Here is a 14,739-nt window from a genome sequence, read left to right as displayed (position 1 = left end):
GAAGCCGGAGAACATCGCGAAGACGACGGTGCCGAAGACGACGTAGTGGAAGTGCGCCACTACGAAATAGGAGTCCGAGACGTGGAAGTCCATCGGCGGCGAGGCCAGGATGACACCGGTCAGACCGCCGAAGAGGAAGGTGACGAGAAAACCAGCCGCCCACAGCATCGGCGTCTCGAAGGACAGCGAGCCCTGCCACATGGTCCCGATCCAGTTGAAGAACTTCACGCCGGTCGGGACCGCGATCAGGAACGTCATGAAGGAGAAGAACGGGAGCAGCACACCGCCGGTGACGAACATATGGTGCGCCCACACGGTGACAGACAGACCGGCGATGGAGATCGTCGCGGCGATCAGGCCCATGTAGCCGAAGATCGGCTTGCGGGAGAACACCGGGATGACTTCCGTGACGATGCCGAAGAACGGCAGCGCGATGATGTACACCTCTGGATGGCCGAAGAACCAGAAGAGGTGTTGCCACAGCAAGGCCCCGCCATTGGCGGCGTCGAAGACGTGGGCGCCGAACTTGCGGTCGGCCTCCAGCGCCAATAGGGCCGCGGCCAGGACCGGGAAGGCGAGCAGGACCAGGACACCGGTCAGCAGCACGTTCCACACGAAGATCGGCATGCGGAACATCGTCATGCCCGGGGCGCGCATGCAGATGATCGTGGTGATGAAGTTGACCGAGCCGAGGATGGTGCCGAAGCCGGACATGGCCAGACCCATGATCCACATGTCGGCGCCGACGCCCGGCGAGCGGACCGCGTCCGTCAGCGGGCTGTAGGCGAACCAGCCGAAGTCGGCCGCGCCCTGCGGGGTGAGGAAGCCGCCCACCGCGATGAGCGAGCCGAACAGGTACAGCCAGTAGGCGAGCATGTTCAGCCGCGGGAACGCGACGTCGGGGGCGCCGATCTGCAGCGGCATGATCCAGTTCGCGAAGCCGGCGAACAGCGGCGTCGCGAACATCAGCAGCATGATCGTGCCGTGCATCGTGAACGCCTGGTTGAACTGCTCGTTCGACATGATCTGCAGGCCCGGGCGGGCCAACTCGGCGCGCATGAGAAGCGCCATCACGCCGCCGATCAGGAAGAACGCGAACGACGTGACCAGATACAGCGTTCCGATGGTCTTGTGGTCGGTGGTCGTCAGCCACTTCACCACGACATTGCCGGGCTGCTTGCGCCTCACCGGCAACTCGCTGTCGTAGGCGGCCGGCCTCCCGGGTTCGTTGAGAATGCTCACAAGTCGCGTGTCTCCCGAGTCTGCGGTTCAGCACCGCCATGACGTCATCCATCCGCAACCCTTTCGGCTCGGAAGCGGCAGGGAAACTCAGGACAGACGACGCACGGCCAATCGGGTGCTCTTCACACACGGGTGGAGCAACGACAGTGATGAGGCCGGGATTCGGATCGTCGACGGTCTGGAGAGGTCCGTCAGCCACTGCTGCGGTTGCCTCCAGCACGCCACGACCGTGGTCAGCAGCATCGTCTTTCGCGCCGTTGCGGCTCAGGTTGTTGTCCCGATGGCAATGGCCCGCTTGGCGGCTGCGCGCAGGTCCTTGGCACTCTCGGCCAGGGCCCGATGCTCTTCGGGTGTCACGATGGGCTCGTGCATCTGCTGTACGCCGCCCGCACCGAGAACGCTCGACAGGGATAGCGTGACTTTGTATCGGGAGGAATATGCGGCGACGGGCAGCACCGCGCGTTCGTCGCGCAGGACCGCTTCGACGAGGCGGGCGGAGGCGGCGCCGATGCCGTACTGGCTCGCGCCTGTGCGCTCGATGGTGGTGATGTTCGACTCCATGGGCGGCCTGGTCACCCGTGCGGCCCTCGCCCACGAGCACGACCTCATCCCCGACACGCGCGCGGTCATCACCTTGGGCACGCCCTTCCTCGGAGCCGCCAAGGCCGCAGTCATCCTGGGCGGTGACCGCGCCCATCCCACGCCGGCTCTGCCGCCGCGGCGGATGCAGGCCCTGGCAGCGACCCTGCCGGGTGTGCACGACCTGCTGCCCGACTACCGCTGCGTCGACGAAGGCCTGGAGATCGCGCGGCTGTCGCCCGAGACCGTCGAGGCGTTTGGCGGCAGCAAGGAACTCGCCTCCCGCGCCCAGGAGTTCCAGGCCCGGATGCGTACCGCCGCCCCCGCGCTGCCCGGCCATCGGGCCGTGGTTGGTGTGGCCCAGCCCACCGTCCAATGCCTGCGCATCGAGAACGGCGTCGTCCACGCGCGGCACGAGGCGTTCCGCGCGTACGCCGACGGAGACCTCAGGCGGGATGCCGACGGCGTACCGGAACGGCACGACCGAGCAGGTGACGGGACCGTCTACCGCGACTCCGCCTCCATCGGCACACCCGCTTCCACGACCTACCCTACGGCGCGATCACCGCAGCCCTGATCATCGGCTTCGCCGCGCTGACGGGGCTGGCCACCCATGTCGTCTCCCAGCAGGTCGCAGCCCCGGTCGCCGCGGTGGCCGTGGCACTGTCCTTCGTGCCGCTGCGCGACCGCACGCAACACCTGGTGGACCGCCTCTTCTATGGCGGCCGTCAGGATCCGTACCGCACGCTGCGGGACCTCGGGCAGCGGCTGCACACCGTCCCGGGCGGCGACGTGCTCGGCTCGTTCGGCCATGCGGTAGCGTCCGCGCTGCGGCTACCGTACGTGGCCGTCGAGCGCGCCGACGGAACCCCGGTCGCGTCCTGCGGCAAACCGGTGGAGCCGCTGGAACGCCGGCCTCTGCTGTACGAAGGCCAGATCGAGGGCTACCTGGTCGCGTCGGCCCGACGCGGCGAGGAGGGCTTCGACGACCGCGATCGCGGCCTGCTGTCCGACATCGCCGGTCAGCTCGGTCTGGCGCTGCACACCCGGGCCCTCACCGCTGAGCTGCTGCTGTCGCAGCAGCGCCTGGTCGCCGCGCGGGAGGAGGAGCGGCGGCGGTTGCGTCGTGAACTGCACGACGGCCTCGGTCCGGTGCTCACCGCCATCGGCCTCACTCTGGACGCGGCCCGCGCGCGGCTGAAGACCGACCCGCCCGCGGCCGACAACCACATCGCCGAGGCACGCGAGGCCGCCGCCCAGGCGCTGACGGACCTGCGCAAGGTGGTGCACGGGCTGCGCCCGCCCAGCCTGGACGACCTTGGTCTCGCCGGAGCGCTGCGCTCGCAGGCCGACCGGCTCACGGCGGGCTCGCCGCTGCAGGTCACCGTCGAGGCGGGCGAGCTGCCCGACCTGCCGGCCGCGGTCGAGGTCGCCGCCTACCGCACCGCCGTCGAGGCGATCACGAACGCGGTGCGCCACAGCGACGGGCGGCACTGCCGCGTACGCCTGGACGCCTCCGCGCGGGAGCTGGTGCTGCGGGTGGGCGACGATGGCACGTCCGCCGGCCCGTGGCTGCCCGGCGTCGGCGTGACCGCGATGCGCGAGCGCGCCGCGGAATTGGGCGGACGCTGTCAGGCCGGCCCCACTCCCGACGGCGGCGCTGTCACCGCCAGGTTCCCGCTCCCGGAGACGCCATGATTCGTGTCCTGCTCGCCGACGACCATCCCCTGGTACGCCAGGGAATGCGAGCGGTCCTCGACACCGTCGGCGACATCGAAGTGGCCGGTGAGGCCGGGGACGGCCTCGAAGCCGTCCGCCGGGCCGTCGAGCTGCTGCCCGACGTCATCGTGATGGACCTGCAGCTGCCCGGACTGCACGGCATCGAGGCCACCCGGCAGATCCGGACCCGGGTGCCGGACGCGGCCGTACTGGTCCTGACGATGTTCGAGGACGACACGACGGTCTTCGCCGCCGTTCAGGCCGGCGCACTCGGCTACCTCGTCAAGGGGGCCGACGGAGCGGACATCGTCGCCGCCATCCACGCCGCCGCGGCCGGGCAGCCGGTCTTCGGCGCGGCACTGGCAGGCCGGCTGCGGACCTGGTTCGTCTCGCCGCCGCCGCAGGACGGCCCGTTCCCCGAACTCACCCCACGCGAGCGGGACATCCTCGACCACCTCGCGGCCGGGCTGTCCAACGCCGAGATCGGCTGGCGCCTGCACCTGTCCGGCAAGACCGTGGCGAACAACGTCTCGGCGATCCTCGCCAAGCTGCACCTCACCCAGCGCAGCCAGGCCATCATCCGGGCACGCGATGCCGGCCTGGGCCGTTCGCACTGAGAACTCCTCTCTTTCCCCCTCCGGTTCAGCTCCGCTGTGCGCCGCACCGCGCTGACGGGCGTGTCCCGGTCTTGGCGGCCGCTAGGCCGGGTTACAGCAGGCTGTCGCCGACGGCGGGCCAGAAGTTCGCGGGGAGGGACGCGGTTGACTGGGCGTGGGGCCTACCGAGGGGCCGCGCAAAAAAACGGGCGACGCGCAGCACTGAGGGCCAGCACGGGGTGACCGGCTGGCCCTCGGTTGTACGCCAGGGTTGGGCGGTGTGCCCTCGAGGACGGGGCGGTCAGAGGCCGATGCCGACCAGGGGCGAGTCGGTGACGCGGTCGGCGTCTTGGGGTGCCGGCGAGCGGCAGGGCGACCCTCTACACCTGGTCGGTCGTCCACCGGAACGACCTTCCGCCCTTCCCCGAGCGCACACCGTCGTGGCGGCCGTGGTCGACCTGGCCGAGGGCCCACGGATGATGACGGAGCTGGTGGGGTGCGAGGCAGGCGATCTGAGGGCGGGGGCGGAATTGGTGGTTCAGTACCGGGAGGGCGTGCCGGTGTTCGCTCCGGCGGGCCGGTGACGCGGGCGCCGGGATTCACTGGGGACTTGCGTGGGGTGAGGGGACTGGGGCTGTGATGTGGAGGGTTTGGGCCCATCCAGGGGCTCGTTGAGCGGTCGTCAACGGTCCACGTCGCAGGTTCAGTGAATGGAGCATGGCGTCTGGGACAACTGTTGGGGCGGTCTGTGCGTCAACTGGTCGCCGGTTGCGATCACGACGAAAGGCCGCCGCCCGTGGGTTCACGTTCGCGCAGGACACTCCGCATCTGTCTGTCCGTGCTGCTCGCCGCCGTCCTCGGGGGTGCCGGCTGGATGCTGTCGGCGGGGGAGTCTGACCGCGGGCCGAGCGCCGGGTCGGACAGCAGGCTCAGGGAGACGGTCGAGCGGATGCCGCAACAGACCAAGGCCGGACGGCTGTTCACGGTCGACGCCCCGAGCCTGAAGCAGGGCCACTCCGTCCCGACGCCCGGGGCGTGGGCGACCGAGACGTCGTACGTCAAGAGCGAGCGCGCCTCGATCAGCGCCTACTCCCTCCCGAAGGGCGAGCGGCGGTGGCGCATACCCCTGGCCGGAGACGTGTGCACGGCCACGCAGGACGTCACCGCCACCGGCCTGACCGCGGTGGTCTTCCGCAACCGTGTGACGAAGTATCGCTTCGACGACCGTGACTGCGACCGACTGCTGGTCTTCGACATCGACAGCGGCAAGGAGCTCTGGCAGACCACGCTCCCCAAGAGCACGCGGGACTACTCCGCCCCGCGCGTCACCATCGCCAAGGGTGTCGTCGCGGTGGCTTGGAGTGGGGGATCGGCCGCTTACCGGATCACCGGAGGGAAAGCACTGTGGAGTGAGGAGCCCGCTCGCTGCTCGGCGACGGGCCTTCGCGGTGGCCGCAACCTGATCGGCACCGGCTCCGGTTGCCGGCCGGGCCGGTCCACGCGCGAGGTGTGGCAGGTGGACACCCGGACCGGCCGTCCCGTGTGGACGTACAAGGTCCCCAGGAAGTACGTGTTCGCAACCGTGCTGTCGACCGACCCGGTCACCGTCGGGGTCATGGCGGGGGATGCCGACGACGACCACGAGGACACCTACGTGACGCACGTGCTCTCTCTGGACGAACACGGCGCACTGCGGGCCACCATCCCCCTGGACGACCGCTACCTCTTGAACTTCTGGGACGCCCGTCGCCACAACTACGCCGTCTCCGGCGACACCTTGTACCTGCCGACGCTCATGGAGCGGTACTCGCGACACGGGGACGTGAGCTACGACGCCGGTGCCGTCGTCGCCCTCGACCTGAAGACCGGAAAGGTCCGGACCCGGTTCGCCGCCGAAGCGCATCAGGAGATCGTTCCGCTCCGGATGAGCGGTGACCGTCTCCTCGCACTTCAGGCCGGCGACGGGTCCGGATCCACCACGGTCGTGAAGGTCCTGGCCATCGACCCCGTCACCGGCCGCAGGACCCTGATGCTCGAGGCGGAGGCCGCGGACGCCGACGTCCGGAGCCTGATGGACGTGGACGATTCCTACGAATTCCCGGTGGTGTTCGAACACGGGCGTCTCTTTTTCGGGCGCGCTGGGATCACGGGCCCCAAGAGGGGCCTCAAGCCCATCGGCAAGCCCAGAGAACCCGGGACGCCCGGCGACCGGTACATCGCCGTCGCCTTCGGCACCGGCTGAGCCCAGCCCACCGGTCGCTTGCCGCTCAGCCGGCCCGCGCCCTTTTCTCGGGCCGTGGAAGCGCGACACTGAGGATGGAGCGGGCGGCCCGCGATCACCTCCCGGCTTACGGCCACAGCAACCACCGGCGCCAGCCCTCCTCCCCCCTCCGGTACAGCACGCTTACGTGCCTGGGAATTCGGCCCCGGTCTCCCGGCCGGGCGGAGGCCGCCGCCCGGGAGCCGGACATGACCCACTGGAGATCACCCAGGCGGGAGCCCACACGCCTCGTGCTTGTACTCGGTCACTGACTCAGAACGGGACCTTGACGGAGAAGGTGCCGGGCCGTCCTTGCCGGGCTGTGACCTCGGATGCCCTCTTCTTCATGTCGTTGCGGCTCGTGTCGTAAATCAAGGACAGGGCGTGGTCCAAGAACTCGACTCCCTCCAGGACGTCAGGGATGCGGAGAACGTCCTCGTGGCTGCCCACGTTTCCGATCCACTTGACAGCCAGGAGCAGGTCAGCAGCGTCCGCGTGCTGCGGCAGCGCTGTCTTGAAAGTCGCGATCCGGACTGGGCTGGCGCCAACCCCCTACACGGTCACACGAAGAAGGGGGAAGTCCCCGTGGTACGCACATTCTCCAATGATCTTCAGATCCTCCGCCCTGCTCGCTGGTTCTGGTTGATCACCGTCATCGTCGTCATCATTGTCGCAACTGCTCCCTGGGCCGGAGAACCCGTAGCTACCGCTGCGATTGGCCTCCTCACGACTGCACTCCCCTTGGCCGCGCGGGCTCGATTGGAGGGCACCAACCTGATCGTTGCCCCCGGCGCAGAGGGGTAACTGGCGGGCGCCGGGGCGCCCCCGTAATCACCTAGGCGCGTTCTTCGACGAGGCGGAGAAGATCCCGCTGGGCGGAGTGGTGCGCGAGGAGTGGCGCAAGGCGGTCGTGAACGAGCGCGGGCGGGTCGAGCGCATCCCGTACGAGCTGTGCGTGCTCGCGGCGCTGCGGGACGCGCTACGGCGGCGGGAGATGTGGGTGCCGGGCGCGAACCGGTGGCGGAACCCGGAGGACGATCTGCCGCCGGACTTCGAGGACAACCGCGACGTGCACTACGACGCGATCCGCCAGCCGCAGGACCCGGAGAAGTTCATCGAGGCCCTCCAGAAGCGGCTGCGGGAGACGCTGACCCACTTCGACACCGCTCTGGAGCTGGGCACCACGGGCGGGGTGGACATCGTCAAGAAGCACGGCGAGCCGTGGATCAAGGTCTCGCCGCTGGGCAAGCAGGAGGAGCCGGAGAACCTCGTCGCCCTGAAGGCGGAGACCGAACGTCGCTGGGGCACCATCGACCTGATCGACATCCTCAAGGAGGCCGAGTTCGCCACCGGCTTCACCGGCGAGTTCACCTCGGTCGCAACCGGGGAGGCGTTCCCGAAAGCGGTGCTGCGGCGCCGGCTGCTGCTGGTGCTGTTTGCGCTGGGAACGAACATGGGCATCAAGAGGGTCGCGGTCACCGGCAAGCACGGCGAGAGCGAGGCCGTCCTGCGCCGCGTACGGCACCTGTTCGTCAACCGGACCAACCTGCGCGCGGCGCTGGTGCGGCTGGTCAACGCCACCTTCGCCGCCCGCGATCAGGCGTGGGTGGGGCGAGGGCACCGCCTGCGCGAGCGACTCCAAGAAGTTCGGTTCCTGGAGCTCGAACTTCATGACCGAGTGGCACCAGCGGTACCGCGGGCCCGGGGTGATGATCTACTGGCACGTCGAGAAGAAGTCGCTGTGCGTCTACAGCCAGCTCCAGTCGTGTTCGGCCTCGGAGGTCGCCGCGATGATCGAGGGTGTGCTGCGGCACTGCACGGACGTGGAGATCGACCGGCAGTACACCGACATGCACGGCGCCTCCATCGTCGGGTTCGCCTTTCCCACATGCTCGGCTTCAACCTGCTGCCCAGGCTGAAGAACGTCGGCTCGGCGCGGCTGTACCGGCCGGCGGCCGAGGAAGACGAGAAGTGGCCGAAGCTGGCGCCGGTGCTGTCGACCAACGATCGACTGGGAACTGATCCGCCAGCAGTACGACCAGATCGTGAAGTACACCACCGCCCTGCGCCTGGGCACCGCCGAGGCCGAGCAGGTCCTGCGGCGCTTCACCCGCGGCGGGCCCAAGCACCCTACCTACCGGGCGATCGAGGAACTGGGCCGCACGGTGCGCACGGCGTTCATCTGCGACTACCTCGCCAACGCGGACCTGCGGCGCGAAATCAACGACGGGCTCCAGGTCGTGGAGAACTGGAACAGCGCCAACCACGACCTGTTCTACGGCAAGGACGGCGACCTGACCGGCTCCGACAGGGAGTCCCAGGAAGTCTCGATGCTGGCGCTGCACCTGCTCCAGTCGGCGCTGGTGCACGTCAACACGCTGCTCCTCCAGGACATCCTGAGCGAGGCGAAGTGGCAGAAGAGGCTCACCGACGCGGACCGGCGGGCCCTGTCCCCGCTGTTCTGGACGCACGTAAACCCTTACGGCCGGTTCGAGCTCGACATGAACAATCGGCTCGACCTCACCCAGGCGCTCACGGTGCGCGGCCCCCGCACGGCGCCAGGCTCGGAGGCCCCGCGGCCGACGCCGCACGGTACGGCCGGATCGGCGTCCTGAGCAGTGGATAAGACGCGTCTCCCGGTGCCGGAGAGCCAATGCCCCGCAGCGGACCAGAGCCGGACTTACGCCACGCAGAACTCGTTGCCCTCCGGGTCCTGCATGATCCACCAGTGCCCGGCCGGCCCTTTGTTCACCTCTCGGACGCGGGTCGCCCCCAGGTCTTCCAGCCCCACCACCAGCTTGTCGAGGCCGCCGGGTTCGCTGTGGATGTCGAGGTGCAGGCGGTTCTTGCCCGTCTTGCCTTCGGGCACGTCCTGGAAGAGCAGTCGTCGGCCGCGGCCGACGCCGCTGGTTTCGTCGAACAGGTCCTCGGGGTGGCGGATCGCGGCATAGCCGCGGAAGGTCTTGCGGCCACGGTGCTCGGTGACTGCCTCCTCGCCGATGTGGCCGGCGGCCAGCAGTTGCTCGATGAGAGCGGTGGGGTCTTCCACCTCGTATCCCAGGGCCGAGGCCCAGAAGTCCGCGAGGGCAGGGGCGTTCGTGCTGTCGATGACCAGCTTCCAACTCAATGCCATGTAACCAGTTATATTGGTTACATGGACTCCTTCGCAACCAAGGGGCTGACGCTGCGCTCTCATACCGGCGTCGCCTACCGGTTCGACCCCGGTGCGCTGTGCCTGGAACTGCTGACCACCGGCGGCCCTGGCCCCTACCGTCGGTACGAGGTCCTGCACGAGCCCGCCGACCTGGCCGCCTGGGCGGACCGATCGCGGCTCACCCCAACGCCCGCATTGGATATCTCCGCAGCCGAGGTGGCCGACGCGCGCAGGCTCCGCGACGCACTGTTTCGCGTGGTCATCGCCCACACGCACGGCGAGCCGCACCCGTCTGGAGACCTGGAGACCATCAACGAGGCAGCTGCCCGTCCGGCCCTGGCCCCCGCCATCACGTCGGCCGGGAAGCGGCAGTGGGCCGGGGCTCCCAGTGGCACACACCTGGTGGCCACTGTCGCCCGGGACGCCGTCGAGCTGCTGACCGGCCCCTTCGCCCACCGCATCCGCACCTGCGCCGCCGAGGACTGCCACCTCATCTACGTCGACACCTCACGCCCCGGCCGCCGCCGCTGGTGCTCCATGGAGCACTGCGGCAACCGCCACAAGGTCAGGGCGCTGCGCGCCCGCCACTCCGAGGAAGGATGACCGCCATGCCCACAGGGCTCACCCAGGACGCCGGCTGGCAGATCGGTGTATCCCGCACGCTGCCTCACGCCACGCCCATCGTCTGGGACTTCGTCAGCAGCCCCGAAGGGCTCGCACTCTGGCTCGGTCCCGGCGCGGCCCTCACCTCCGAACGCGGCACCTCCTACCGGACGACCGAAGGAGTGACAGGTGAGGTGCGCGGATACCACTGTGGGAAGAAGATTCGCGTCACCCACGGCACCACCACGGTCCAGGTTGCCCTCACCCCCGCCGCCGACGGGGCCCGGACGATGCTCCGCTTCCACCAGGAGCACCTAGCAAGCGCCGAAGAGCGCGAACGGCAACGGGCGCACTGGCAGCGCGTCATGGACCAGGTCGCTACCGCCCTCGGCCGGGGCTGACGACGGCGTGTGACACCCGACCGGAGACCGATGCGCCCCGAGACGCCAGCCTCCTCTCACAAACGGTCCTTTGCGCGAGCAAGATCAACAACCGGCCGCCGGAACCCGCCAGAACCCCAATCGGTTCTCAGAACCGGTTCTCGCCGTGGCCGCTGCGAACCGTGACCACCGACGATCCCGTCGCCGGCCTGGGCACCAAGGATTTCCACGCATCACGAGTCGTCCGATCTTGATCCGCAGTGTCCTAAAGCTGAGTCGCTGCCTTGACGATCTACGCTGTCACCGTTGCCCATTACGTTCAACGGCCCGGCGTCCTGGGGGAAGCCTCGAAGCGTTCCCAGGTCCCCGGATCGCTCCGGCCGCCTGCAGAGGGGACAATGCGATGGATGCTGACATCCGGGCCAGGGCCGCACTCGAGGAACACTGGTGGGCGTCGGAACGTGGGGACACCGAAGCCGAGCACGCCATCTACGCTGCGGACGCGATCCTCGACTACCCCCAATCAGGTGAACGCTTCCGGGGCCGCGCGACGATTTCGGCGCAACGTGGCGGGCACCCCGCCAGTCGACACTTCACCGTTCAACGGATCGTTGGCAGCGGGGATCTGTGGGTGAGCGAGTGCGTCATCACGTACGACGGGGTGCCCACCTACTCAGTGAGCATTATGGAATTTGCCCACGGGCATGTGGTGCACGAGACGCAGTACTTCGCGGACGCCTTCGGTGCGCCTGAATGGCGGACAGCACTCGCGGAGCCGATGCCGGGCAGGAATATCGCCAGGGCCTGACTCCGGGCTAGCTTCGATCGTTCATGAGCCTGTAACAGCTTGCTGACGCGGGCTCTGGGCTTTCGCGGATGGGCGTGTTCTGTCTTGCGGGTGTGGAGCGGCCCGAGTGTCGATACGGGGGCGCACGGCCGCCTCCGGCTCCTGGCCGACTAGCGGCCGCGGGGGTCTCTGCGTGGGTGGACTTGAGACACTGCCCGCGCTTTGGCAGCGCCGGCGTCGCCGGGCTTCTAGGGTGTGGTGGTTACGGTGCAGTAGACCTCAGCTGCCGTGACGGTGGCGGGGACACCGAGTTCGGCGGCGACCGCGGCGATCGCGCTGTCGCCGACGGCGAGGTCGGCTTGGCCGTCGGTGGTGAAGTACGGTGCGATGAACCTCTCGTAGTGGGCTCGGACTTCATCCTCGGTCTGTCCGCCGAGGAACGTCCGCATGTGCCGCACCGTGGTGTCGGGGTCGTTGTGGATCACCTGCAGGGCGCGCTGGTGGGCTCGTACGACGGCCTGGACCGCGGGGTCGTCCGGGGAGATGTAGGTGGGGTCGACGGCCACGCCCACGGTGGGGATCCGGAAGTGGTCGCCGACCCAGGCCAGCACCTGCCAGCCGTGCTCGGCGGCGACCGCCTCAGGCGCCATGGTGCTGCCGACGTAGGCGGCGTCGATGCTGCCGTTGTGCAGGTGGCGCAGATCCATGCCGTAGTCGCCGGGATAGCGGACAACGGTGTGGACGTCGCGGTCCGGGTCGAGGCCGGCCTGGTGCAGCACGATCCGGGCGAAGCACCCAGGTGCGGTGTGGGGGGCGTGTACCGCCAGCCGTCGGCCGGCCAGGTCGGCCAGGGAGGTCAGGCCGGGGCGGGCGAGGAACCAGAACAGCGGGTGGTGGGTGTTGACATGGAGTGCGGCCCACGGGGTGCCGTCGGTCAGCCGGGACAGCAGCGCCCGGCCGAGCCCGATGGTGGCGCAGCGGCGCAGCCGCTCAACGTCCCAGGAGCAGCCGTCGCGCAGCGCGACGTGGACGCCCTCGTCGGCGTAGAAGTCCTCCTGGTCGGCAATGTAGGCGACCAGTTCCTCGTGCAGGCCCCGCCCGACATAGGCGAGATCGATCGTATACATGAAGCTCTTCCTTGATCGTGTCATCGCCGCGCCGTCCCGCGCGGGCGCGGTATGGCGCGGCGTATGGTGCTGAGGTGACGGTGCGGCGGATACCGGTCGGGCTGTCAGTCCATCGACATTCCGCCGTTGACCGCGGCCGTGGTGCCGGTCATGAAGGCGTTGTCCTCGCCGGCGTAGAAGGCGACCGCTTGGGCGACATCGGCCGGGCGTGCCAGTCGGCCCACGGGGGTGAGGGCCACCTGCCGCTGCTTGATTTCCTCGTCGAGCGCGGACCCCATGCGGGTGTCCTCCACCGGGCCGGCTGCGACGATGTTGACCGTGATGCCCTGCGGGCCGAGTTCCTGGGCGAGGTAGCGGGCGAACTGCTCCAAGGCGGCCTTGGCCACGCCCAGCGCGATCATGCCCGCCCGAGGCCGTCGGCTGAGGCCGGTGCTGATGTAGATGATGCGTCCCCAGCCCTGTTCGCTCATGGCGGGCAGGACGGCCTTGGTGACCGCGAACGCCGCATACATCTCGGCGTCGATCTTGCCGCCCAGTTCTTCCCACGTCATGTCCTGGAACGACTTGACCGCATACGGGATCAGCGCGTTGTGCACGAGCACGTCGATGCCGCCCCACGCCGCCTGGACCTGCTCAACCATGCTCTCGACGGCCGCTGCCTCGCGGACGTCGGCCTGCACGGCCATGGCCTGCCCGCCTGCGGCCTCGATGCCGGCCACGACCTCGTCGGCCGCCTTGGTGTTGCGGAGGTAGTTGACCACTACGCGCATCCCTCGCGCGGCAAGGAGACCCGCGGTGGCCGCACCGATTCCGCTGCTGGCCCCTGTCACCAATGCCACTCTGCCGGTTGCCCCAGTCATGGGTCCACCTCCTGCTCGTCATCGCGGGCTGTCGGAATGACCGCCCGGAGTTGTTCGTCGTCGGTGCCGAAATATGCTGGGCGGATCGCCCCGTAGAGCACGGTGTCGACGGTCGCCCGCAGCAGATCGGCCGCGGTCCAGTCCAGTTCGCGCGGCAACTGCGAGTTGAGCAGCCGCTCCAACGCGCCGCGAGTGATCTCACTCAGCAACTCAGGCGGCGCCGACAGCAGTCCCCGACGGTGTCCGTCCCGGAACAGCTCGTCGAGCCGCCGGTAGACCACCCGTCCACACGCTGCTCCACGTACTGGCGCAGCATCGCATCGCCCCGCCCCGTCGCAAGCTGAGCCGCGCCGATCCGCCCGAGCTTACTGCCTGCTGCGATCAGGAACCGCTGTACCCGCACACCGAACGGCTGCCCTTCCGTGTCCTCGGCCGCCACCAGCGTGCGCTCCACCGCCGCGAACTGCCGGTCCAGCACCGCGGTCACCAGGCTGCGCTATCCGGGAAATGACGGTAGATCGTCTTCTTGCTCATCCCGACCCGCACTGTCCGGCTCGGGAAGCGGCCCCATCCTGTCCCCCTGGACCCTGCTTCCTGGACAGTGCTGCAGCGGTGTCTGGCCCACCGCGAGGCGTGGCGGACGGACAACCTGCACGTGATGGTCACCAAAGGAAGAAAGGTCGGGCGGAGCCCGGCCTCAACTGCCTGTCTTTCCCACGTTCTTGACGGCTGCGGCTTCCCACCCCGCATGATCCGCAGCACCCGACTCGTCGACCTGGTGAATACCATGGACCCCAAGCTCGTTGCCGCGGCCTTCGGTATGGACCCGCAAGCCACCCTGATCTATCTCGCTGACACGTCGACCCCGGGCGCTTTCCCGATCACTGAGCGTCAGTCAGCGTCAGAGAATCCGCTGGTCAGCAGTCTCGCCATCCCCCAGACTCGGATGTGTGCGAGGTCCCCCGGTGGTCAGCGCAGGGAACCCGTGACTGGAGGAGGGGAATGAGGATGGCCCACCTGCGCCTCGCCAAGACCGGCTATCTGCATCCATCGGGCAGCCGCACCGACTCACCCGGTATCCGCCGCAACGTCATCCACCGCGCCGACCACACTGAAGAACGCTCTTACGGATCCGCCCAAACAGGAGGCTTCAACGCCGCCGACTTTGCACGCCGCGTCGACGCCGCTGCTGGCGATGTCACCGCCGCCGTGCACCAGTGGCTTGTCGAAACCGGACGTATCCGCGCTGACGCACACATCATTCATCTTGAAGTCCGCACCTGGCGCCCGCGATGACGCAGCCGACCACTGCTGCTGACGGCCCCCGGCCGGCGCAACTACGACCTCACCGCCTGATCAAGAACTTCCCTGAAGAAGAGCTGCACCGTGTGCCACGAACACCGAAAGGATGAGAGTCATGTAGGAGATGAAT

16 protein-coding genes and 3 pseudogenes are annotated in these 14,739 nt (G+C 68.7%); 11 read left to right on the top strand and 8 right to left on the bottom strand.

The window, feature by feature from the left end; translation table 11 throughout:
• Together IEZ19_RS47075 and IEZ19_RS47070 are read right to left on the bottom strand one after the other, a co-directional pair.
• On the bottom strand, positions 1-1,242 hold a 1,242-nt coding region (locus tag IEZ19_RS47075; RefSeq protein ID WP_189317527.1), incomplete at its 3' end, for a cytochrome c oxidase subunit I.
• Positions 1,243-1,506: 264 nt separating this feature from the next.
• Positions 1,507-1,803, bottom strand: coding sequence for a Rossmann-fold NAD(P)-binding domain-containing protein (locus tag IEZ19_RS47070; protein ID WP_189317526.1), 297 nt, complete (start codon positions 1,801-1,803; stop codon positions 1,507-1,509).
• Here IEZ19_RS47070 and IEZ19_RS47065 point away from each other — a divergent pair.
• The 5 genes and pseudogenes from IEZ19_RS47065 to IEZ19_RS47045 all read left to right on the top strand — a co-directional run bounded on the left by IEZ19_RS47065 (position 1,790) and on the right by IEZ19_RS47045 (position 6,378).
• Positions 1,790-2,398: a lipase family protein gene (locus IEZ19_RS47065; protein ID WP_189317525.1), complete on the top strand. Its 609-nt coding sequence runs from the start codon at positions 1,790-1,792 to the stop codon at positions 2,396-2,398. The two genes, IEZ19_RS47070 and IEZ19_RS47065, sit on opposite strands and share 14 nt — an antisense overlap.
• A 74-nt stretch (positions 2,399-2,472) precedes the next feature.
• Positions 2,473-3,519: a sensor histidine kinase gene (locus IEZ19_RS47060; RefSeq protein WP_189317524.1), complete on the top strand. Its 1,047-nt coding sequence runs from the start codon at positions 2,473-2,475 to the stop codon at positions 3,517-3,519.
• Positions 3,516-4,157: a response regulator transcription factor gene (locus tag IEZ19_RS47055; RefSeq protein WP_189317523.1), complete on the top strand. Its 642-nt coding sequence runs from the start codon at positions 3,516-3,518 to the stop codon at positions 4,155-4,157. Before IEZ19_RS47060 ends, IEZ19_RS47055 begins: the two co-directional genes overlap by 4 nt.
• Before the next feature lie 339 nt (positions 4,158-4,496).
• Positions 4,497-4,720 (top strand): annotated as a pseudogene (locus IEZ19_RS47050) (Zn-ribbon domain-containing OB-fold protein); the annotation flags it as partial.
• 212 nt (positions 4,721-4,932) lie between these two features.
• Positions 4,933-6,378 carry an outer membrane protein assembly factor BamB family protein gene (locus IEZ19_RS47045; protein ID WP_189317522.1) on the top strand — a complete coding sequence of 482 codons (1,446 nt, stop codon included), beginning with the start codon at positions 4,933-4,935 and terminating at the stop codon, positions 6,376-6,378.
• A gap of 291 nt (positions 6,379-6,669) precedes the next feature.
• Here the strand turns inward: IEZ19_RS47045 and IEZ19_RS47040 are convergent, their stop codons facing one another.
• Positions 6,670-6,903 (bottom strand): DUF4145 domain-containing protein, encoded by a 234-nt coding sequence (locus IEZ19_RS47040; protein WP_506005016.1) that lies wholly within the window; start codon positions 6,901-6,903, stop codon positions 6,670-6,672.
• Between the two features lie 487 nt (positions 6,904-7,390).
• On the opposite strand from IEZ19_RS47040, the pseudogene IEZ19_RS52200 reads away from it, so the two are divergent.
• Together IEZ19_RS52200 and IEZ19_RS54025 are read left to right on the top strand one after the other, a co-directional pair.
• Positions 7,391-7,930: pseudogene (locus tag IEZ19_RS52200) on the top strand (Tn3 family transposase); the annotation flags it as partial.
• Positions 7,833-9,011, top strand: a pseudogene (locus tag IEZ19_RS54025) (Tn3 family transposase). The pseudogenes IEZ19_RS52200 and IEZ19_RS54025, both read left to right, overlap by 98 nt.
• Positions 9,012-9,076: 65 nt before the next feature.
• Here IEZ19_RS54025 and IEZ19_RS47025 read toward each other — a convergent pair.
• Entirely contained in the window at positions 9,077-9,529 is a 453-nt protein-coding gene (locus tag IEZ19_RS47025) for a VOC family protein (protein WP_189317519.1), read from the bottom strand.
• A gap of 21 nt (positions 9,530-9,550) precedes the next feature.
• On the opposite strand from IEZ19_RS47025, the gene IEZ19_RS47020 reads away from it, so the two are divergent.
• From IEZ19_RS47020 to IEZ19_RS47010, 3 genes are all read left to right on the top strand, one after another.
• Positions 9,551-10,153 (top strand): CGNR zinc finger domain-containing protein, encoded by a 603-nt coding sequence (locus IEZ19_RS47020; protein WP_189317518.1) that lies wholly within the window; start codon positions 9,551-9,553, stop codon positions 10,151-10,153.
• Between the two features lie 5 nt (positions 10,154-10,158).
• Positions 10,159-10,554: an SRPBCC family protein gene (locus tag IEZ19_RS47015; protein WP_189317517.1), complete on the top strand. Its 396-nt coding sequence runs from the start codon at positions 10,159-10,161 to the stop codon at positions 10,552-10,554.
• A gap of 382 nt (positions 10,555-10,936) precedes the next feature.
• On the top strand, positions 10,937-11,341 hold the full coding sequence (locus IEZ19_RS47010; protein WP_189317516.1) for a nuclear transport factor 2 family protein: 405 nt from the start codon (positions 10,937-10,939) through the stop codon (positions 11,339-11,341).
• A gap of 227 nt (positions 11,342-11,568) precedes the next feature.
• Here IEZ19_RS47010 and IEZ19_RS47005 read toward each other — a convergent pair whose 3' ends face one another.
• From IEZ19_RS47005 to IEZ19_RS52190, 4 genes are all read right to left on the bottom strand, one after another.
• Positions 11,569-12,447 carry an ABC transporter substrate-binding protein gene (locus IEZ19_RS47005; protein ID WP_189317515.1) on the bottom strand — a complete coding sequence of 293 codons (879 nt, stop codon included), beginning with the start codon at positions 12,445-12,447 and terminating at the stop codon, positions 11,569-11,571.
• A gap of 104 nt (positions 12,448-12,551) precedes the next feature.
• Complete coding sequence (locus IEZ19_RS47000; protein WP_189317514.1) at positions 12,552-13,307, bottom strand: SDR family NAD(P)-dependent oxidoreductase; 756 nt, start codon at positions 13,305-13,307, stop codon at positions 12,552-12,554.
• Positions 13,304-13,516, bottom strand: a complete 213-nt coding sequence (locus IEZ19_RS52195; protein WP_229841644.1) for a hypothetical protein — start codon at positions 13,514-13,516, stop codon at positions 13,304-13,306. The genes IEZ19_RS47000 and IEZ19_RS52195 overlap by 4 nt, the downstream gene beginning before the upstream one ends.
• On the bottom strand, positions 13,510-13,794 hold the full coding sequence (locus tag IEZ19_RS52190; RefSeq protein WP_229841643.1) for a hypothetical protein: 285 nt from the start codon (positions 13,792-13,794) through the stop codon (positions 13,510-13,512). The genes IEZ19_RS52195 and IEZ19_RS52190 overlap by 7 nt, the downstream gene beginning before the upstream one ends.
• Positions 13,795-14,315: 521 nt before the next feature.
• Between IEZ19_RS52190 and IEZ19_RS46990 the strand changes: the two genes are divergently transcribed.
• The gene (locus IEZ19_RS46990; RefSeq protein WP_229841642.1) at positions 14,316-14,603 is read left to right on the top strand and encodes a hypothetical protein; all 288 of its coding nucleotides are present in this window, start codon (positions 14,316-14,318) and stop codon (positions 14,601-14,603) included.
• Positions 14,604-14,739: the final 136 nt, after the last annotated feature.

The organism is Streptomyces brasiliensis, from assembly GCF_014647875.1.
Taxonomy (GTDB): domain Bacteria; phylum Actinomycetota; class Actinomycetes; order Streptomycetales; family Streptomycetaceae; genus Streptomyces; species Streptomyces brasiliensis.
The sequence above is the reverse complement of the archived record's forward strand: the minus strand, read 5'-3'. Positions and strand labels throughout refer to the sequence as shown.